General features: G+C 55.7%; 16 protein-coding genes and 1 pseudogene. 3 read left to right on the top strand and 14 right to left on the bottom strand.

Going from position 1 to position 19,841, the window contains the following annotated elements; genetic code table 11:
• Window positions 1–5: 5 nt before the first annotated feature.
• The 12 genes and pseudogenes from wzyE to trxA all read right to left on the bottom strand — a co-directional run bounded on the left by wzyE (window position 6) and on the right by trxA (window position 12,445).
• Complete coding sequence (gene wzyE / locus NP77_RS00265; RefSeq protein ID WP_039658614.1) at window positions 6–1,349, bottom strand: ECA oligosaccharide polymerase; 1,344 nt, start codon at window positions 1,347–1,349, stop codon at window positions 6–8.
• Window positions 1,346–2,413: a TDP-N-acetylfucosamine:lipid II N-acetylfucosaminyltransferase gene (locus NP77_RS00270; protein ID WP_039658615.1), complete on the bottom strand. Its 1,068-nt coding sequence runs from the start codon at window positions 2,411–2,413 to the stop codon at window positions 1,346–1,348. The genes wzyE and NP77_RS00270 overlap by 4 nt, the downstream gene beginning before the upstream one ends.
• Complete coding sequence (wzxE, locus tag NP77_RS00275) at window positions 2,410–3,660, bottom strand: lipid III flippase WzxE (RefSeq protein WP_039658616.1); 1,251 nt, start codon at window positions 3,658–3,660, stop codon at window positions 2,410–2,412. Before wzxE ends, NP77_RS00270 begins: the two co-directional genes overlap by 4 nt.
• A complete protein-coding gene (gene rffA / locus NP77_RS00280; RefSeq protein WP_039658617.1) occupies window positions 3,660–4,790 on the bottom strand; it encodes a dTDP-4-amino-4,6-dideoxygalactose transaminase in 1,131 nt (376 codons plus the stop codon). Before rffA ends, wzxE begins: the two co-directional genes overlap by 1 nt.
• A complete protein-coding gene (gene rffC, locus NP77_RS00285; protein ID WP_039658618.1) occupies window positions 4,777–5,484 on the bottom strand; it encodes a dTDP-4-amino-4,6-dideoxy-D-galactose acyltransferase in 708 nt (235 codons plus the stop codon). The genes rffA and rffC overlap by 14 nt, the downstream gene beginning before the upstream one ends.
• A pseudogene (locus NP77_RS23755) lies at window positions 5,462–5,575 on the bottom strand (glucose-1-phosphate thymidylyltransferase 2 RmlA2); the annotation flags it as partial. The pseudogene NP77_RS23755 and the gene rffC, both read right to left, overlap by 23 nt.
• Before the next feature lie 89 nt (window positions 5,576–5,664).
• Window positions 5,665–6,924, bottom strand: coding sequence for a UDP-N-acetyl-D-mannosamine dehydrogenase (gene wecC / locus NP77_RS00290; RefSeq protein WP_039658619.1), 1,260 nt, complete (start codon window positions 6,922–6,924; stop codon window positions 5,665–5,667).
• A complete protein-coding gene (gene wecB / locus NP77_RS00295) occupies window positions 6,921–8,051 on the bottom strand; it encodes a non-hydrolyzing UDP-N-acetylglucosamine 2-epimerase (protein WP_003851955.1) in 1,131 nt (376 codons plus the stop codon). The genes wecC and wecB overlap by 4 nt, the downstream gene beginning before the upstream one ends.
• Window positions 8,052–8,061: 10 nt before the next feature.
• Window positions 8,062–9,111 carry an ECA polysaccharide chain length modulation protein gene (wzzE, locus tag NP77_RS00300; RefSeq protein WP_003851956.1) on the bottom strand — a complete coding sequence of 350 codons (1,050 nt, stop codon included), beginning with the start codon at window positions 9,109–9,111 and terminating at the stop codon, window positions 8,062–8,064.
• A 30-nt stretch (window positions 9,112–9,141) separates the two neighbouring features.
• Window positions 9,142–10,221, bottom strand: coding sequence for a UDP-N-acetylglucosamine--undecaprenyl-phosphate N-acetylglucosaminephosphotransferase (wecA, locus tag NP77_RS00305; protein WP_003851958.1), 1,080 nt, complete (start codon window positions 10,219–10,221; stop codon window positions 9,142–9,144).
• A 280-nt stretch (window positions 10,222–10,501) separates the two neighbouring features.
• Complete coding sequence (gene rho, locus NP77_RS00310) at window positions 10,502–11,761, bottom strand: transcription termination factor Rho (RefSeq protein WP_003851960.1); 1,260 nt, start codon at window positions 11,759–11,761, stop codon at window positions 10,502–10,504.
• Window positions 11,762–12,112: 351 nt separating this feature from the next.
• Window positions 12,113–12,445 (bottom strand): thioredoxin TrxA, encoded by a 333-nt coding sequence (gene trxA / locus NP77_RS00315; protein WP_003851963.1) that lies wholly within the window; start codon window positions 12,443–12,445, stop codon window positions 12,113–12,115.
• Window positions 12,446–12,562: 117 nt separating this feature from the next.
• Here trxA and rhlB point away from each other — a divergent pair, with 117 nt between their 5' ends.
• Entirely contained in the window at window positions 12,563–13,855 is a 1,293-nt protein-coding gene (rhlB, locus tag NP77_RS00320; protein ID WP_039658620.1) for an ATP-dependent RNA helicase RhlB, read from the top strand.
• 6 nt (window positions 13,856–13,861) lie between these two features.
• Complete coding sequence (gene gppA / locus NP77_RS00325) at window positions 13,862–15,346, top strand: guanosine-5'-triphosphate,3'-diphosphate diphosphatase (RefSeq protein WP_003851967.1); 1,485 nt, start codon at window positions 13,862–13,864, stop codon at window positions 15,344–15,346.
• Between the two features lie 43 nt (window positions 15,347–15,389).
• Here the strand turns inward: gppA and rep are convergent, their stop codons facing one another.
• The gene (gene rep, locus NP77_RS00330; RefSeq protein WP_003851968.1) at window positions 15,390–17,411 is read right to left on the bottom strand and encodes a DNA helicase Rep; all 2,022 of its coding nucleotides are present in this window, start codon (window positions 17,409–17,411) and stop codon (window positions 15,390–15,392) included.
• 75 nt (window positions 17,412–17,486) lie between these two features.
• On the opposite strand from rep, the gene ppiC reads away from it, so the two are divergent.
• Window positions 17,487–17,768 (top strand): peptidylprolyl isomerase PpiC, encoded by a 282-nt coding sequence (gene ppiC / locus NP77_RS00335; RefSeq protein WP_008926423.1) that lies wholly within the window; start codon window positions 17,487–17,489, stop codon window positions 17,766–17,768.
• Here the strand turns inward: ppiC and NP77_RS00340 are convergent, their stop codons facing one another.
• Complete coding sequence (locus NP77_RS00340; RefSeq protein WP_039658621.1) at window positions 17,769–19,829, bottom strand: AsmA family protein; 2,061 nt, start codon at window positions 19,827–19,829, stop codon at window positions 17,769–17,771.
• Window positions 19,830–19,841: the final 12 nt, after the last annotated feature.

Below are 19,841 nucleotides of genomic sequence, written 5' to 3' on the forward strand. Positions count from 1 at the left end.
GTTAATCAGAGCGTGCTGTGTAACACCCGCCTGCTGCGGTCGCGAATCAAACCTGCGCGATCCAGTAACCAGAAAAGTAATTTAGCTATGCCCAGACAGGCAGCAAAAATGATGCAGAAAAACACCACGCGAGAACCGAACGCATCAAGACCTTCGCGGGCCAGCACAATCATGTTAAACACCGCGCCAAAACAGAAGCTTTGCAGGATGGCGCCGGTGTACCGGTTGGTCTCAAGGCAGCCACGCTGATAGATCGCATCAAAGGCTTTGATAATCATCCCTACCGCGACAGCACCAACTGGAATCGCCCAGACGCCGCCCATCACCACCAGCGATCCAATTAATGTGGGGGAAATCGCCAGGCCAGAATGGTTATTCAGCACTTCCCAGGTGAAGTAGTTCGCACTGTTTAACACCGCCAGCGGCCGATCCGGCCAGAGCCAGGTCGGAATGAAAACGTAGAAATCACGCCACAGCGGCGCCAGACCCTGGAACTCAATGCGGGCGTAGTTATCCAGCAGAAGAGCCAGATTCTCCCACGGTGAGAACGTATCACGCGTCAGATAGAGGAAGGTATAAAACGCTTCATCGCCCATTACGTCGAGGTTATAGCGGCGCAGCGCCAGCCAGAACATCCCCGCAATTGCCAGTACGCCCGCTGTTGCCAGCATCCACAGAGTGATCCAGCCACGGGTGATCCCGATGAACAGGAACAGGGCAAAAGCAATAATGATATTGGCGCGGGTGCCGCCCACCAGTGCGTAGGTCAGCAAACCAAAGGCCACTGTTACCACCAGGAACAGCAGCCAGTTGCGGCGCGTCGGGCTCAGAAAATAGGGGATCAACATCGCCGGAATAAAGAAGTAGAAGAAGCGCTTGAGCGCCACCCCCGAGACTTCACTGGAGAAGATCTGGTTATAGGCAGTCAGGCGGAACAGCAGAAAACCGTTGTGAATGAAAAACACAGTGACGGTTCCCAGCGCCACCAGCGCCAGAATCACGCAGGTCAGGTGCGTTTCAACCCGATTCATCTGCAGCCAGGGCTTCGCCGGTGGCGCACTGGCGGGCTTCAGCCGCACTTTATAACTGACGTAATAAATGGCGTAAAACGCCGTCGCTGACAGCAACGCCTCCAGCAGATTCTCGACCGGCACCACCTCAACATTAAAGCGAAACACCAGCACCGAGGTCAGTGGGAAGCCGAAGTAAAAGGTCAGTAAGAACAGCAGTGTGAAGAACAGATGGAAGTTAAAACGGACGCGCTTAAACTCCCGCCAGGTCAGCGTCAGAATAAAAACCAGCGACAGCAGATAGACCACCAGCAGGCCGCCAAACTGCATAAGACTCATGACAACTCCCCTTCGCTGAGCTGTAACGCGGCCCGCCAGCCTGCGAGATACCCCGGCGCAAAAAAGGCGATCGCCTGTTTATCACAGCTCATCAGCTGGCGGCGTGCCTCGGCAATCACCGCAGGCGACAGCGTATCTTCGCTGAACAATACCGGAAGCTGCTGCTCAGCCACATCACGCCAGAACGGATTTTTGCGGGTCAGGATAAACGGCACGTTGGCCTGGATCAGCAGACAAAGTGTTCCCACTCCCTGCTGACGTTCAAACATAAAATAGCCGACATGACAGCGCGCCAGGAGCGCTAAATAATCATCAAACGCCAGATTTTCACGCATCAGATTCACCTGCCCGTCCGGGAACAGTGTCTCTGCTGCAGCCTGAATCTCACTGATGTACGCCTCGTTGCCTGGCGGATAGCCCAGCGGCACCTCGATACGCACCTGTGTGCCAAACTGCGCGCGAATCGCTTTTAAGCCTTCAATGTGCCGGTTACTCGGATCGCCGGAGTTGCCCAGCAGCAGCGTAAACGGCTCTGCGAGATCAGACTCAACAGCGGCGGCGGGCATTCGGGTCGGGAAATAGAGCAGTGAACCCGGCACCCTGCGATGACGCTGCTGGTAGTGATGCAGGTCGCCACGGGTCGCAAAAACCTGAGCAACGCGTCCCTGTGCTAGCCGGCGAACCAGATAGAACAGGCGAAACTTAAGGCTGCGTGAATCTTCATAGAGATCGGCACCCCAGACATGCCAGAAGATTTGGGAACGGCGCAACTTGCCACTGAGTAATGCCAGCCAGATCCACGGGTTAAACTGACCGTGGCAGAAAAAGCGCTGCTGACGATGTCTGGCCCGCTGCAGCACCGCCTGCGCCAGCGCTTTCTTGCTGGTAAAGCACTCAATCTGCAATGCACTGAACGGTGCCAGGCTCTCTGGCTGCTGCGTTACTACCATAAAATGGCGTGGCGAAGCCACGGGCTGCTCAACGCTGAGTACATCGTTGAAAAAGCGCAGCACCGTAAGATTGTGGTGGGGAATGTCCGATCCCAAAACGTGAATTAAAGTCATTTTTTCCGGCAGTAAACAATAAAAGCGCCACAACACAGGGCAAAGTAAGCCACATAGGTAAACATATAGGCCTGCGCCGCACCCGTCGCGCCATGTAACGGGATCAACCAGCGTGAGAACAGCGTCAGCAACAGAAACTGGCTGATCTCAGTGAGAACATAAAAGCGCAGCGAGGCTTTGGCGATAACCAGATATCCGAAAACATAGGCACCGACTTTAAAAACATCACCGCACAGCTGCCAGACGAAAAGATCGCGCATCCCGCGAAAAGCCTCAGAGAACAACAGGCTGATGGCGAAATCGCGCAGCACCCAGACACCAAAACTGGCAACCGCTACGGCGGGCAGTACAAAACGCAGTGCACGGCCAATCTCGCGTGCAATGTCGCGTTTGCTCTCGAGCCGCGCCAGCGTCGGCAGCAGCCAGACGCTAAAGGTTGCGGTGATAAACTGCAGATAGGCATCCGAAATGCTGGTGACACCCTGCCACAGTCCGACCTGCGCCCACCCTTCCTGCTCTGCCAGCAGGTTACGCATCAACACCCAGGCGACCGGCAGGGTCACAGCCGTGATCAGCGCCATCAGGGTATATTTTGCCAGATTACGCGCCAGCTCAGGGTGCCATTGCGGACGCAGCCAGCTGAGCGGCAGCGGTGCGCGGCGTTTCAGCATCAGCAGCGCCGGCAGCAGCAGCAAGGCCGGCACCAGTGCCAGGCCAATCAGCGCCCCCTGATAGCCACCCAGCCACCAGCAGAGCAGATAGCCCGCCACGCCAGTCAGGCTGCCGAGAATCAGTGCCAGCGCATTACCGCGCGCATCGCGATAACCCTTCAGCAGCGCCAGGGTAAAGTTGGCCCAGGCGATACCGAGCTGAAGAAAGGCGACGACGCGGATGACGCCCTGATAGCGATCATGACCAAACAGCGCGGTGCTGATGGGTGCCGCCGCCAGCAGAAACAGCAGCGCCAGCACACCGGAAAAGCCCAGCACCATTGCCGATGCCGTGCCCACCATCGCGCGCAGTTGTCCGGGCTGCTGTTGATACTGCGCCACATAGGTGGTGACGCCATTGAAGATGCCCGCGCCCGCCAGCACACCCAGCACGGTGATCAGCTGACGAAAGTTCCCCGCCTGGCCGACACCCTCGGGTCCGAAACTCACCGCCAGCAGTTTGACCACCAGCAGACCAGCCACAATTTTTACCAGCGTGGACGATGCGGTCCACACTGAGGCTCTGGCCAATGACATCAGGAAAAGAAGCTCAGCAGTGAGCTGATAACCGTGCTCTGATTATTATCGGACAGGTTATAGAACAGCGGCAGGCGCAGCAGACGTTCACTTTCCTGCGTGGTATAGCGATCGTCGCCGACAAACTGCGAGAAACGCTCACCGGCTGGCGAACTGTGCAGCGGAATATAGTGGAACACCGTCAGTATCTCAGCTTCTTTCATCCAGTTGATCAGCGCCTGGCGATCGTCCTGATCGCGCAGTTTGATATAAAACATGTGCGCATTGTGTTCACAGCTGGCGGGGATCACCGGCAGGCTGATACGTCCCTGGGCCGCCAGCGGCTGGAGTGCGTCGTAATAGCGCTGCCAGATGCGTAACCGCTGCTGGTTGATGCGCTCAGCGGCTTCCAGCTGCGCCCAGAGATAGGCCGCCTGCAGATCGGCCATCAGGTAGCTCGACCCCATATCGCGCCAGGTGTATTTATCGACCTGACCCCGGAAGAACTGGCTGCGGTTGGTGCCTTTTTCCCGCACGATCTCGGCGCGCTCGACCAGGCTGGCGTCGTTAATGAGTGTCGCGCCACCTTCGCCACCGGCGGTGTAGTTCTTGGTTTCGTGAAAACTGAAGCAGCCAATATGACCAATGGTGCCCAGGGCGCGCCCTTTGTAGCGTGACATCACGCCCTGCGCCGCATCTTCAATCACAAACAACTTATGCTTTGCCGCCAGCGCCATAATGGTGTCCATTTCACAGGCCACGCCTGCGTAATGCACCGGCACAATGGCGCGGGTTTTTTCAGTGATAGCGGCTTCGATCAGCGTTTCATCAATGTTCATGGTGTCCGGGCGTACATCGACAAACACGATGCGCGCGCCGCGCAGCACAAAGGCATTAGCGGTCGAGACAAAGGTGTAGCTCGGCATGATCACTTCATCGCCGGGCTGCAGATCGATTAACAGCGCCGCCATCTCCAGCGAAGCGGTACAGGAGGGAGTGAGCAGCACTTTTTTGCTACCGAAACGCTGCTCCATCCACTGCTGACAGCGACGGGTAAATCCGCCGTCACCGCACAGCTTGCCGCTGTTCATTGCCGACTGCATATAGTCAATTTCTGTGCCCACAATCGGGGGCGCATTAAATGGAATCATGACCTTTCCTGTAAAACCAGTAGGCGGTGCTGTCGAGCCGGGCACCGCTGCGTAAATAGAGGCGCATCGCCGTGAGATTACTCATCTGGGTGGCAACCCGAAGCTGAGCCAGCTGTCTTACCCGCGCCCAGTCCGCCGCCGCCAGCAGCAGTCGCTGACCCACGCCCTGGCCCTGCGCGTCAGGCAGCACGCCCAGCAAACCGATTCGCGCATCGCCGTCTGCCGCGCGCAGCGAAACAAAACCCTGCAACTGACCGGTGGCGTCACTGGCTACCAGGCACTGGTCGTCAAATGTGCCGCGCACCGCATTTTCAATCCACTGCGCATAGAAGCGACCGCTGGCGTCCGGCGCATACCAGGGCGCGCGAAAACGGCTCTGGCTGAAGAGCTGAGATGCGGCATCGCGCAGTGGCGGAATTTGTGCGTCACGCGCAATGCGAATCCCCGCCTGACGTTCCGTCTCTTTAACCGCCAGCGTCAGGTCTGCTTCGCCTTCTGCCAGCTGAAACTGATGCTGCTGCAGCGTATCAATCAGTGCCGTCTCGCTGGCAGCGACTTTCATCTGTATCAGTGCACAGGGATGCCGCAGCGCCTGCTCCAGCGGCGTCTCGCCCTGCGGCTCCAGCCGCACGGTATCAACACCGAAGAATGTGCTCTCCCAGCTAAGGGGATTAATATTGACGTGGACGGGCATGTAATAAATCCAGCAGGTATTGGCCATAGCCAGTTTTTGTCAGCGCTTCACCCGCGGCGCGCAACTGGTCATCGCTGAGCCAGCTGTTACGACAGGGACCAGTTTTACCAGCCGTCTACAGTATAAAGCGCACCAGAGCCGAACCGATAAAACCGGCACCGCCCGTGATCAAAAAGCGCTTCATCGCCACACGCCTTTGGTATCGACAATCCAGTTCTGCTGAACATCGGCGGCGTTAATCGCGCGGAAGGCACGGTGATCGACCAGCATCACCAGAATATCGGCCTGAGCCAGCGCCTGCTCGCAGGAGACCAGTTCGGCGTTGACAGCCAGCGAGTCCGCAAGCTGCTCAATGTGAGGTTCAACCACCCAGGTCTTGCCACTGTGCCACTCTGCGATTTTCTGAGTCACGCCCACGGCCGGGCTCTCGCGCAGGTCGTCAATGTCAGGTTTAAAGGCCAGACCAAAGCAGGCGATAGTGACCTCGCTGGCGCGCTTGCCGGTTTGGGTCAGGCAATCCGCCAGCGCGGTTTTCACCTGGTCCAGCACCCACTGCGGCTTGGCGTCATTGACCTCACGCGCGGTGCGGATCAGGCGTGCCAGTTCAGGATTCTGCGCCACGATAAACCAGGGATCGACGGCGATACAGTGACCACCCACGCCGGGACCGGGTTGCAGAATATTGACGCGCGGATGACGATTCGCCAGCGCAATCAGTTCCCAGACGTTAATTCCCTGTTCGGCACAAATCAGCGACAGCTCATTGGCAAAGGCGATATTGACGTCACGGAAGCTGTTTTCAGTCAGCTTGCACATCTCGGCGGTGCGGGCGTTGGTCTCAACGCATTCACCTTTCAGAAACAGCCGGTATAACGCGCTGGCGCGGGCGGAACAGGCAGGCGTCATGCCGCCAATCACCCGGTCGTTGTTAATCAGCTCAACCATTACCTTGCCAGGCAGTACGCGCTCCGGGCAGTAGGCGACAAAAATATCGGGCGTCTCACCGTGCTGCGGAAAGCGCAGGTCAGGACGCGCCGCAGCCAGCCACTCGGCCATCTGTTCTGTACTGCCCACCGGTGAGGTGGACTCCAGGATGACCAGATCGCCCTTCTTCAGAACCGGTGCGATCGACTCCGCTGCGGCTTTCACAAAGCGCAGATCGGGCTGATATTCATCTTTGAACGGCGTCGGTACGGCGATCAGAAAAGCGTCAGCGGGTTCAGGCTGCGTGGTGGCGCGCAGGTCGCCACGCGTAACAGCCGCATGCACCACTTCATCTAAATCGGGTTCTACGATGTGGATTGCGCCACGATTGATGGTTTCAACGGCACGCGCGTTGATATCCACGCCCACCACTTTTTTTCCCTTTGAGGCAAAAACGGCTGCCGTCGGCAGCCCAATGTATCCCAGTCCAATCACGGAGATGGTTTCAAAACTCATAATTCAGCTCTGTTATCTTTTAAGGCTTGTAAAATTCGGCCACAGGCTTTGCCATCGCCATACGGATTATGGGCATGGCTCATCGCCTGCCAGGCATCGTCGTCGCTCAGCAATTCACTGACACTTGCCACGATCCTGTCGATATCCGTCCCTACCAGTTTAACGGTACCCGCATCAACCGCTTCCGGACGCTCGGTCGTGTCACGCATGACCAGCACCGGTTTACCCAGTGAAGGCGCTTCCTCCTGAATGCCGCCGGAATCGGTCAGAATCAGCCAGGCACGGTTCATCAGCCAGACAAAAGGCAGATACTCCTGCGGTTCAATCAGAATGATATTCTCAATGCCGCTGAGAATCCGATTAACCGGCTCGCTGACATTCGGATTGAGGTGCACCGGATAGACGATCTGCGCCTCAGGGTGCTGGCGGGCAATCTGCGCCAGCGCGCTGCAGATACGCTCAAAACCGCCGCCAAAGCTTTCACGCCGGTGACCGGTAACCAGCACCAGTTTCTTATCCGGGTTGATAAAGGGATAGCGCGCCGCTAATTGTGCATTCAGATTGCAGTCATCCAGCACCCGATCGCGAACCCACAGCAGCGCATCAATGACCGTATTGCCGGTCACAATGATGCGCGAATCGGGCAGGTTTTCCTGCAACAGGTTCTGACGCGAGCGGGTGGTAGGGGTGAAGTGCAGACGGGCAAGATGGCCGGTGAGTTTGCGGTTGCCCTCTTCCGGCCACGGCGAAGCGAGATCGCCGGTACGCAGACCGGCTTCGACATGCCCGACCGGAATTTGCTGATAAAAGGCGGCCAGGCTCGCAGCCAGTGTTGTGGTGGTGTCACCATGCACCAGCACAATGTCTGGTTTGAAATCGAGCAGGACGGTTTTCATGCCCTCTAAAATGCGACAGGTAATCTCAGTCAGTCCCTGCTCAGGGCGCATAATATTAAGGTCATAATCCGGTTCGAGCTTAAACAGACGCAACACCTGATCGAGCATTTCGCGATGCTGTGCGGTGACGCACAGGCGCGATTCAAAAGCAGGATCCTGCGACAGCGCCTGAACCAGTGGCGCCATTTTAATCGCTTCGGGACGAGTACCAAATACGGTCAGAACTTTCACACTGTTTCTCTCACTCATGCGTGTCTGACATCAGACGCGGACGACGTGCCAGCGCCACTCCAGCGCCTGTTAATGCCCCAACGGCACCCCACATAATCATCATGAACAGACGTCGCGGACTGTCACGTGATACCGGCTCTTCCGGTGTGCGCAGATAACGGTAGGTCTGAAACTTGCTGTTCAGTTTTGGTCCGGCCTGCAGCGTGGTCAGCATTGCTCTGTTCTGATCATAGCTGATATCAAAGCTCGGCCCCGTTGCGCGCAGGGTATCCAGCTGGCCCTGTAAAACCGGCTGACCCAGCAGGAACAGATCGCTGTCTGCCAGATTCTCACCCACTTCGCGCGTCTGCTTCTCATTAATGCCCTGCTGGCTGGCGATCTTCAGCGCCTGCTCCAGCCGATGCTGCTGGCGCTGGAACACCGCGTTAGCCACATCTTCCTGACGTTTCACCTGCGCCTGCAGCTGATCGGTACGTACCCGCCAGGCACCTTTTAACTCATCGTTCAGATGACGCGCGGCGCGCTCACTGGCGTAGGCAATGTACTGACGCAGCAAATTATTGGCGTCACCCGCCGTTTCCGCTTTGAGTTTGACGTTATCGGGCAGGTTATGGGCCGCGTCAGCAGGCGTAAACAGGATATTGCCGATCATATCGTCGAGCAGCGCAGCATCGTTATGCGCATTGCCGGTTTTGCGGCTCTTGAAGTAATCCGTCTGTTGCCAGAACTCACGACGCGTATCCCACGACGCGAGTTGCATGATGAACTCCTGATAAACCTGATCCATCACTGTCGGTGACGGTGCTGACAGGGTTAAGGTGTTGCTGCGCGCATCCAGATTGGTCAGGAATTGCTGCTGCGAATAGTATGAACCGAGCATGTTCACCGTGGGACGATCGGTGATCGCGGTGGTGCTCCAGACCTGTTTCAGCAGCAGCGTGACCAGCCAGGCGACCAGAGCAAACAGCAGTGCCAGCCCGATGATCCAGCGTTTGCCACGCCATAAACGGCCGCTCAGGCCGCGAATATCCAGTTCGTTGTCCACAACGTCAGAGGGCATGGAAGAAGTATCCTTTAATCAGCATCGGGTTCATTTATTTTTTGCTTCGCGGTAATGGCTCAGGCGGCGCTTAATGCGCCGGATACGTCGCGCCACGCGCCACGCATGTTTCAGGCAGTAGCCGTAAACCATGAAAGCGCCAAGGAACAACAGCAGCATCACCCACTCCGGAATGAACGCCAGATATTCGCCCAGCACACCGATCCCGGCAAGGATGGCCGCAGCAACAGTGATCAGCACAAAGGCCTGACGTGAGGTGAAACCGGCGCGCATGATCAGATGGTGGATGTGCTGACGGTCAGCCGAGAACGGGCTCATGCCTTTACGCAGACGACGATACATAATCGCCACCATATCCATCAGCGGAATGGCAATAAGCCAGAGTGCGGTGACGGGGGTAATGGGATGGCTCAGGCCCTGCGTTGTTTCCAGCAGAATCCAGATAATGGTGAAACCGATCATGGTACTGCCGGCATCACCCATAAAGACTTTGAAGCGGCGGCCAAGGAAGCCAAGATTAAGCAGAATATAGGGCAGCGTGGCGGCAATCATCGCAAAACACCACATCGCAAGGCTGGTCTGGCCATCGAAGTAGAGGATGATTCCCATGGCGGCAAAGGTGACGGAGGAGAGGCCGCCCAGCAGACCATCGATGCCATCCACCATATTAAAGGCGTTGATTGCAGCCCAGACGGCAAACAGTGTCAGCACATAGCCAAAGGGGCCAACGATAAGCTCGAACGGGCCGACGATAAAGCCCAGGCTGAGCAGATAAAGTTTTGCGCCAAACATCATCACCAGCGCGACAATGGCCTGCACGACCGCGCGGAATTTGACGCTGATATCGAAACGGTCATCCAGTGCGCCAACCAGCACCAGCACCCCTGCGCAGCCCAGATAGAGCATCGCATGAGGCAAGTAATAGTTGGTGATGGCAAACGTAAAGCAGATACCTGCGAACACAGAAATGCCGCCCACCAACGGAATCGCGCCATGATGGCGTTTACGTGAGTTAGGCTTATCAACTAAACCAATTTTTTTAGCTGCTTTTCGAGCAAAAAAGAGGAAAGCCAGGGAAAAGAGAAAAATTAATCCAAGCTCAGTACTCATAGTGAGTAAATTCACGTTAAACGCTCTCAGCTAACATCCCGCACAACAATACGCGAAAAAACGCGCCGGTCGCTGTGTCGGATTCCGAATTCTGCATTAAGAGACAGACGAACGGTCAAAAGTTCGCCATCACTACCACAGTCATTATAAATGCTCCTGCCAGTGTTCAATCCTATAGCTCACAAATGAAAAACGCCACGTTGAGACGTGGCGTAAGGTCGATTTTCTGCGCATCTGGACTAAAAAAGCCGAATCTGTGCTTCGGCCTGGCAATCCCGGATTAAGAACGCTTCATCATGTCGAAGAATTCATCATTGGTTTTGGTCATCGCCAGCTTGTTGATGAGGAACTCCATTGCGTCGATTTCGCCCATTGGGTGAATAATCTTACGCAGGATCCACATCTTCTGCAGCTCTTCCTGAGAGGTCAGCAGCTCTTCTTTACGCGTACCAGAGCGGTTGTAATCAATCGCCGGGAAGACGCGTTTTTCAGCAATTTTACGGGCGAGATGCAGTTCCATGTTACCGGTACCTTTAAACTCTTCGTAAATCACTTCGTCCATCTTAGAACCGGTATCAACCAGCGCGGTCGCGATGATGGTCAGGCTACCGCCCTCTTCCACGTTACGTGCAGCACCAAAGAAACGCTTTGGACGATGCAGGGCGTTGGCATCCACACCACCGGTCAGGACTTTACCTGAAGCAGGAACCACGGTGTTGTAGGCACGCGCCAGACGTGTGATTGAGTCGAGCAGGATGATGACATCTTTCTTGTGTTCAACCAGACGCTTGGCCTTTTCGATCACCATTTCAGCAACCTGAACGTGGCGTGAAGCTGGCTCATCGAAGGTTGAAGCGATAACTTCGCCTTTCACCAGACGCTGCATCTCGGTCACTTCTTCCGGACGCTCATCGATCAGCAGCACCATCAGCACGCAATCCGGGTAGTTATACGCCAGGCTCTGCGCGATATTCTGCAGCAGCATGGTTTTACCGGCTTTCGGCGGTGCCACAATCAGACCACGCTGACCACGACCGATCGGTGAAGCCAGATCGAGTACGCGTGCGGTTAAATCTTCCGTTGAGCCATTACCCCGCTCCATACGCAGACGTTTATTTGCGTGCAGCGGCGTGAGGTTTTCGAACAGAATCTTATTACGCGCGTTTTCCGGCTTGTCGTAGTTAACTTCGTTAACTTTCAGCAGCGCAAAATAACGTTCACCTTCTTTTGGTGGACGGATTTTGCCAGAGATGGTGTCACCCGTGCGGAGGTTAAAACGGCGGATTTGGCTGGGAGAAACGTAGATATCATCAGGGCCGGCGAGGTAGGAGCTGTCTCCGGAACGGAGGAATCCAAATCCATCCTGAAGGATCTCCAGCACGCCATCACCGAAGATGTCTTCGCCGCTTTTTGCGTGTTGCTTCAGGATTGAAAAGATAATGTCCTGCTTGCGCATACGAGCCTGGTTTTCCAGTCCCATATTTTCGCCGAGAGTAATCAGCTCAGCAACCGGCGTATTCTTTAATTCGGTAAGATTCATAGTGATGGGTTCTTAAACTCGGGGTAATACTCGGAATGTTTGTCGTGAGTGGTATGGCAATTAATCCATGCCGTTAATGGCTCTTTTCGGCTCTTCCCGACGATCATCGTATGGAATGGCGATCGGTATGCAAGAAGGTGTCCGAATGTGATGCCAGAGTTGGAGCTAACCGTAAGATTGCTGAACCGTTCTATCTTTATAAGGTACAGGGCGACAGGGTTCAACAAGGGAAAACTTTAGATGCTAACTACAAGGTAAGTTCGTAATGCAGTATTGGTAACTTAGCACGCCTGAAAGTGAACGTCCAGCAGCAGGAGATAAATTCACCACTGCCAGACATTCAGTCCTGCATTACGCCAGATTGGCGTTCAGGAACTCTTTCAGCTGGCCTTTAGACAACGCGCCCACTTTGGTTGCGGCGACTTCGCCATTTTTAAACAGCAGCAGCGTCGGGATACCACGAATGCCATACTTCGGTGCCGTGCCTGGGTTATCGTCAATATTCAGCTTAGCGATGGTCAGCTTGCCATCATACTCTTCTGCAACTTCATCAAGGATTGGCGCGATCATTTTGCAAGGACCACACCATTCAGCCCAGAAATCTACCAGTGTAACGCCGTCGGCTTTCAGCACGTCGGTGTCGAAACTGTCATCAGTCAGATGAACGATTTTATCGCTGCTCATGTTTTACTCCACAAGATTATGCCTGGCGAATTGGCGTAAAATATACCAATGTTGGTTGACTTTATTTCATCGGATACGCTTTCGTAAAGCGATAGTAAGCTGATATTCTACCACACTATGAGCAAAACACACTTAACTGAACAGAAGTTTTCCGACTTCGCCCTGCACCCAAAAGTCGTGGAAGCCCTTGATACTAAAGGCTTTCAATACTGCACGCCGATTCAGGCGTTAGCTCTGCCTTTTACGCTTTCAGGGCGTGATGTTGCAGGCCAGGCGCAAACCGGTACCGGCAAAACGATGGCGTTTATGACGTCAACGTTTCATCATCTTCTCTCTCATCCTGCGGCGGAAGGCCGTCAGGTTAACCAGCCACGGGCATTAATTCTTGCGCCGACGCGTGAACTTGCTGTGCAGATTCATGCAGATGCCGAACCCCTTACCGCCTCAACCGGCCTGAAACTGGGTCTCGCCTATGGCGGAGACGGGTATGACAAACAGCTGAAAGTGCTTGAGCAGGGCGTTGATATTCTGGTGGCAACCACCGGTCGCCTGATCGACTACGCGAAACAGAATCACGTTAATCTCGGTGCTATTCAGGTTATGGTGCTGGACGAAGCCGATCGCATGTTCGATCTCGGCTTTATTAAAGATATTCGCTGGCTGTTCCGTCGCATGCCGCCGGCTACCCAGCGTCTGAGCATGCTGTTCTCGGCCACCCTTTCTTATCGCGTCCGTGAACTGGCATTTGAGCACATGAACAGTGCTGAATATGTGGAAGTGGAACCGGAACAAAAAACCGGCCATCGCATTCAGGAAGAGCTTTTCTATCCGTCTAACGAAGAGAAAATGCGCCTGCTGCAGACCCTGCTGGAAGAAGAGTGGCCCGATCGCGCCATTATTTTTGCCAACACCAAGCACCGCTGTGAAGATGTCTGGGGCCACCTGGCTGCTGATGGACACCGCGTCGGCCTGCTGACCGGCGACGTTGCTCAGAAGAAGCGTCTGCGTATTCTGGATGACTTCACCAAAGGCGATGTAGATATTCTGGTCGCAACTGATGTTGCAGCTCGCGGCCTGCACATCCCGGCGGTAACCCACGTCTTTAACTACGATCTGCCAGACGACTGTGAAGATTATGTTCACCGTATTGGCCGTACCGGTCGTGCGGGCGCCAGCGGACACTCTATCAGCCTGGCCTGTGAAGAGTACGCGCTGAACCTGCCTTCGATTGAAGAGTACATTGGCCATAGCATCCCGGTCAGCAAGTACAGCAGTGAAGCGTTGTTAACTGATTTACCGCCGCCTAAGCGTCTGCAACGCAGTCGTTCCGGCAACGGCCCGCGTCGCGGGGGAAATAACGCCAATCGTCGCGGCGCGCCTCGCAACAACAACCGTAAACGTTCAGGTTAGGGCACCATGCTAAGCGCATCGTCACTTTATGCAGCGATTGATTTAGGATCTAACAGCTTTCATATGTTGGTGGTGCGCGAGGTCTCTGGCAGTATTCAGACCATCGCAAAAATAAAGCGCAAGGTTCGCCTTGCTGCCGGCCTGGATAAAAATAACCTGCTGTCAGCCGATGCGATGTCGCGTGGCTGGCAATGCCTCAGACTCTTCTCTGAACAACTGCAGGATATTCCCCCCGATCAGATTCGCGTGGTGGCGACCGCCACATTGCGTCTGGCTGCCAATGCGCAGACCTTTCTTGATACGGCTCAACAGATTCTCGGCTGTACTATCAACGTTATCAGCGGTGAAGAAGAGGCGCGCCTGATCTATCAGGGCGTGGCCCACACCACGGGCGGGTCCGACCAGCGTTTAGTGGTCGATATCGGCGGCGGCAGCACCGAGCTGGCCACCGGCGATGGCTCACATGCTTCGGTGTTGTTTAGTCTGTCGATGGGCTGTGTGACGTGGCTGGAGCGCTTCTTCAGCGATCGTCACCTGGCCAAAGAGAACTTTGATCAGGCCGAACTGGCGGCGCGTGAGATGATCCAGCCCGTGGCAGCGCAACTGCGTGAACAGGGCTGGCAGGCCTGTGTCGGGGCATCCGGCACGGTTCAGGCACTGCAGGAGATCATGGTGGCGCAGGGCATGGATGAGCGCATCACGCTGAATAAACTGCAGCAGTTGAAGCAGCGCGCTATTCAGTGCGGCAAACTGGAAGAGCTGGAAATCGAAGGGCTGACGCTGGAGCGGGCGCTGGTCTTCCCCAGTGGCCTGTCGATCCTGATCGCCATCTTCCAGGAACTCAGCATTGATAGCATGACACTGGCGGGCGGCGCACTGCGGGAAGGACTGGTCTACGGCATGCTGCATCTGCCTATTGACCGCGATATCCGCACCCGCACGCTGCACAACGTCCAGCGCCGTTTCAGCATCGATGTCGAACAGGCAGACCGCGTGCGTCAACTGGCAGAAAGTTTCTTCCGTCAGGTTTCTGCGCCGTGGAAGCTGGATCAGCGCTGCCGTGAGCTGTTACTCAGCGCCTGCGCGATCCACGAAATCGGCCTGAGCGTCGACTTCCGTCATGCGCCACAGCACGCGGCGTATCTGGTCCGTCACCTCGACCTTCCCGGCTTCACACCGGCGCAGAAGAAGCTGCTGGCCTGTTTGCTGCAAAACCAGAGCGGCAGCATCGACCTGGCGTTGCTGACCCAGCAAAACGCCCTGCCGCCGCGTCTGGCGGAAAGGATGTGCCGTCTGCTGCGACTGGCGATTATTTTCTCCACCCGCCGTCGCGACGACACCCTGCCTGCTGTGCGGCTACAGGCAGACGACGATGCCCTGCATCTGACCCTGCCCGCAGGCTGGCTGGAAGCGCATCCGCTGCGCAGCGAACTGCTGGAGCAGGAAAGCCACTATCAGTCTTACGTCCACTGGTTGTTAACCCTGTCGTAATGGTACCCGTGTGAGGCGAAGTGCCTTCGCCTCCTGCACCGATTTAACTCTTTTTCGCCTTATCCAGCATCGCTCTCAGACCGGCGACACGGCTCTGTCCGGTTTTCATCCGCTCTTCCGCGCTGACCACTTTGCGCTCGGTCTCCCATTGCAAATCGTCCTGCGGCAGCTCCAGCAGAAAACGGCTGGGTTCAGGCCGGATTAACTCGCCATATTGCCGGCGTTCACGACACAGGGTAAAGGTCAGCTCTTTCTGCGCCCTGGTGATCCCGACGTAAGCCAGCCGTCGCTCCTCTTCGATATTGTTCTCATCAATGCTGCTCTGATGCGGCAACAGCCCCTCTTCCATGCCCACCAGGAACACATAGGGGAACTCCAGTCCTTTAGAGGCGTGCAACGTCATCAGCTGTACCTGATCCAGCTCTTCATCACTTTCACCGCGTTCCATCATGTCGCGCAGAGTAAAGCGCGTTACCACCTGCGCCAGCGTCATCGGCTCATCAATATCAGTGCCTTCCAGCATTTCTGTCATCCACTGAAACAGCGTGTTGACGTTCTTCATCCGCATTTCGGCGGCTTTCGGACTGCCGGAGGTTTCGAACAGCCAGCTTTCGTAGTCGATGCCGCGGATCAAATCGCGCACCGCATTCACGGGTTCACGTTCAGTGAGCTGGATAATCTCATTCAGCCAGTGGGTGAAGCGCTGCAGATGCTCCAGACCACGGCCACTTAGCGTCTGCCCCAGGCCGACATCAAAACTGGCATTAAACAGGCTCTTGCTGCGCAGATTGGCCCACTCACCGAGCTTCTGCAGCGTAGCCGGGCCAATCTCACGGCGCGGCGTATTGACGATACGCAGGAACGCGCTGTCATCTTCAGGATTGGTCAGCACGCGCAAATAGGCGAGCAGATCTTTGATCTCGGGTCGCGAGAAGAACGAAGTGCCACCAGAGATGCGATAAGGGATGCGGTTCTGCATCAGAAACTTTTCAAAGGTCCGTGACTGATGATTGCCGCGATAGAGGATCGCGTAATCTTTATACTGCGTCCGGTTGATAAAGTGATGTGCGATCAGTTCGCCGGTCACCCGTTCCGCCTCATGCTCTTCGCTGTTAGCGGTCAGCACTTTCAGCTCGCTGCCCTGCCCCAGTTCCGAAAACAATTTTTTTTCAAAGACGTGCGGGTTGTTAGCAATCAGGATATTCGCCGCCTTCAGGATGCGCTGCGAAGAGCGGTAGTTCTGCTCCAGCTTCACGACCTCCAGCGCAGGGAAGTCCTGATTCAGCAGCACCAGATTCTGCGGCCGCGCACCACGCCAGGAGTAGATGGACTGATCGTCATCGCCGACCACCGTGAAGCGCGCCCGTGCGCCAACCAGCAGTTTAACCAGCTCATACTGACTGGTGTTGGTGTCCTGATACTCATCCACCAGCAGATAGCGGATACGCTGCTGCCAGCGTTCACGCACCTCCTGATTACGCTGCAGCAGCAGCGTCGGCAGCAGAATCAGGTCATCGAAATCGAGCACGTTGCACGACTTAAGATGCTGGCTGTAAAGGGCATAGCAGTGAGCAAAAATATTATCCTGTTGCGAACGCGCCAGCGCGGCGGCACCCTGCGGATCGATCAGATCATTCTTCCAGTTCGAGATGGTGGAAATGAGTTGCTGTAACAGCGTCTTATCCTCTTCCAGCCACTCTTTGGTCAGCTCTTTCAGCAGCGCAAGCTGATCCTGATCGTCGAACAGGGAGAAGTTGGACTTCATGCCCAGCGCCGCGGTTTCGCGTTTGATGATCTCCAGTCCCAGCGTATGGAAGGTCGAAATCAGCAGGCCGCGTGCCTCTTTGCGGCCCAGGGTTTGCGCCACACGCTCTTTCATTTCGCGCGAGGCCTTATTGGTAAAGGTCACCGCAGCGATATGGCGCGCCTGATAGCCGCATTCACGAATCAGGTGGGCGATTTTATTGGTAATCACGCGGGTTTTGCCCGATCCCGCGCCCGCCAGCACCAGACAGGGACCGGTAACAAATTCGACGGCACGTTGTTGGCTGGGGTTTAAACGCATAGGAGAAATCGCCTGATTAGATCAAAAGAAAGGGGTTTATACTGGGCGGCAATTATACACAACCGAGATATCAACATGGCGAAAACCGCGGCGGCTTTACACATCCTCGTTAAAGAGGAAGCGCTGGCAAAAGAGATTCTGGCGAAACTGGCGAAAGGCGGCAATTTTCAGGAGCTGGCAAAGAAGCACTCAACCTGTCCTTCCGGCCGGAAGGGTGGCGATCTGGGCGAGTTCCGGCAGGGACAGATGGTACCGGCCTTTGATAAAGCGGTCTTTACCTGCCCGCTGCTGACGCCTTACGGGCCGGTAAAGACCGGCTTTGGTTATCACATTATCAAAGTGCTCTACCGCAACTAGTTACTTCTTCTGCTTCATCTGCTGCAGGACGGTGCTGCACTGGTTATCTTCGTTATCACTTGGAGAGATCAGTGCCAGCAGCGCCGCTGCAGGACCTACGACCGCGCCCAGCGCCACGGCAGCGGCACCACGCGCCAGCAGTGGCCCCGTTTTCACGCCCGCATCAGGATTTTTAAAGGTGCCGCGCACATAGAGCGGCGAGCGCAGCGTCACGATGCGAATGCCTTTACTCTCCGGATTCACCGACAAATCAAGCCGCTCGCTGGCGAAGTTTGCGTTGCCGGAGACATTGATAATCGCGTTCTCGGTGTCAAACACAAACAGGTTGGGCGTTGCCACACCATTCTGCAGTTTGAGATCGGTGGCGGCGCAGTTGATGCGCACCTGGTCATCGCCAAACAGTTTACCCACCACATAGTTACCGACATTGAGACCAGCAATTTCCATCAGGCTGCGGCTGATCAGACCGTCATTCATCAGCAGTTTGAGTTGACCGTTACTGGTTCCCAGCAGGTCGGCCACTGAGTTACCGGTGCCGGTAAAGCTGGCATCGCCATTGAGCTGGCCACGGCTGTTCTTCATCGCCTCCACCGTCGGGAAGAGCTGACGCAGTTGCAGCTTACGAACATGAAGGTCAACCCGACCGCGCATTGGCGAGTGGTCACCCTCCAGTCGGATAGTGCTGTTGAGATTGCCGCCCGCTACACCAAAGCGCAGCGGATCCAGCAGCAGATCGCCGTTTTTCATCTGTAAGTGGGTATAGAGATCGCTTAACGGCAGTGAATTACTGTGTTCGATCCGTTTGCCGCTGAACTTCACGTCGGCATCCATCACATCCCAGTTTTTGGTCTCGAATTTATCATGCGGCAGCACGCGATCAGCAGGCTGGTTCGATTTCTCACCGCGACGCGCTTTGGCCTGCGCGGTTTTTTCACTGCCTTTACCGGAGTCCACGCCAATGAGTGGACCCAGATCGGCCATACGCAGTTGCTCAGAGGTCATTTCGCCGCTGAGCGTCGGGCGAGGTTTGACCTGGCTGTAGATCAGCGAGCCATGAATATCGCTGTCACCAATGTGACCATTGAATTTCTCATAGCGGTAGACCGCGCCCTTTTTACCATTGAATTTCGCTATCAGATGGCCGTCAGTTTCATAAGGCGGTGTGTCAGGCAACAGAACACCGGTCAGGCCATAAAGATTAGCCAGCGTATCGCCCGAGAAGCGTAGTCGCACGTTAAGCCCGCCGAGGTTCATTGGATCCTGCAAACCGCCAGTCACCTGAACCCGCGTGGTGCCGTTGCGCACATCGGCCTGAATCGGGAAGGGGGTGTTCTGGCTTCGCAATGACAGCATGCCCCCAATCTTGCCGTCGCCAGTGAGTTTCTCGTTGTTGTAGGTGCCGCTGGCCTGCCAGCCAAAGACAAAGTCGCCTGCGCCTTTCTGCTGGTCATCGCCTCCGGCGATCTGCGTATACGGCACCGGTTTGCCCAGTGGATTGACCTGTACCGTGACATCGGCGCGGTTAATGGCGTCGCGATAACGAATCTGGCCCTGATCAAACAGAATATTATCCAGACGGAAGGACCAGGCCGATGGCGCGGCATTCTTCTCATCCTTGTCGCTGTCAGCAAGGGTAAAGGTCCAGTTGTTCTTTTTATCGGCGGTCTGGATCAGTCGCGCATCGGGTCGCTGCAGCTTAATCCACGGGATGAACAGCTCTTTATGCAGTAACGACAGGGGTGACAGCGTGGCGTCGACACGCTGCAGATGCACCATGGTGACGTCAGAAATGTCAGGCGGGTTGCCCAGCATAATATCTTCCGCATGGATCTGCGGCCACGGCACCCAGCGCCGCCAGCCTGCCTCGTCGCGATTTCGTGCCCAGTCGATGCCCAGATCCCCGCGTATCGCAAAGGGACGGTTTAATTCTGTTGAGACTTTCTGATTAATGTTGGGCTTCAGGCGGTTCCAGTCAAAGGTAGCGATCACAACGATAATCACCACAATCAACAGCACCAGAATACCTGCTACCCAGCTGACGATTTTCCCGGTACGCGACATTACGCTTTCTCC

This window comes from Pantoea sp. MBLJ3, assembly GCF_000816655.1.
GTDB classification, from domain to species: Bacteria; Pseudomonadota; Gammaproteobacteria; order Enterobacterales; family Enterobacteriaceae; genus Pantoea; species Pantoea eucalypti.

Bases quoted from the DNA above. Each gene is read 5' to 3' on its own strand.
- wzyE (WP_039658614.1), bottom strand. From the start codon at position 1,349: ATGAGTCTTATGCAGTTTGGCGGCCTGCTGGTGGTCTATCTGCTGTCG.
- NP77_RS00270 (WP_039658615.1), bottom strand. From the start codon at position 2,413: ATGACTTTAATTCACGTTTTGGGATCGGACATTCCCCACCACAATCTT.
- wzxE (WP_039658616.1), bottom strand. From the start codon at position 3,660: ATGTCATTGGCCAGAGCCTCAGTGTGGACCGCATCGTCCACGCTGGTA.
- rffA (WP_039658617.1), bottom strand. From the start codon at position 4,790: ATGATTCCATTTAATGCGCCCCCGATTGTGGGCACAGAAATTGACTAT.
- rffC (WP_039658618.1), bottom strand. From the start codon at position 5,484: ATGCCCGTCCACGTCAATATTAATCCCCTTAGCTGGGAGAGCACATTC.
- wecC (WP_039658619.1), bottom strand. From the start codon at position 6,924: ATGAGTTTTGAAACCATCTCCGTGATTGGACTGGGATACATTGGGCTG.
- wzzE (WP_003851956.1), bottom strand. From the start codon at position 9,111: ATGCCCTCTGACGTTGTGGACAACGAACTGGATATTCGCGGCCTGAGC.
- wecA (WP_003851958.1), bottom strand. From the start codon at position 10,221: ATGAGTACTGAGCTTGGATTAATTTTTCTCTTTTCCCTGGCTTTCCTC.
- rho (WP_003851960.1), bottom strand. From the start codon at position 11,761: ATGAATCTTACCGAATTAAAGAATACGCCGGTTGCTGAGCTGATTACT.
- trxA (WP_003851963.1), bottom strand. From the start codon at position 12,445: ATGAGCAGCGATAAAATCGTTCATCTGACTGATGACAGTTTCGACACC.
- rhlB (WP_039658620.1), top strand. From the start codon at position 12,563: ATGAGCAAAACACACTTAACTGAACAGAAGTTTTCCGACTTCGCCCTG.
- gppA (WP_003851967.1), top strand. From the start codon at position 13,862: ATGCTAAGCGCATCGTCACTTTATGCAGCGATTGATTTAGGATCTAAC.
- rep (WP_003851968.1), bottom strand. From the start codon at position 17,411: ATGCGTTTAAACCCCAGCCAACAACGTGCCGTCGAATTTGTTACCGGT.
- ppiC (WP_008926423.1), top strand. From the start codon at position 17,487: ATGGCGAAAACCGCGGCGGCTTTACACATCCTCGTTAAAGAGGAAGCG.
- NP77_RS00340 (WP_039658621.1), bottom strand. From the start codon at position 19,829: ATGTCGCGTACCGGGAAAATCGTCAGCTGGGTAGCAGGTATTCTGGTG.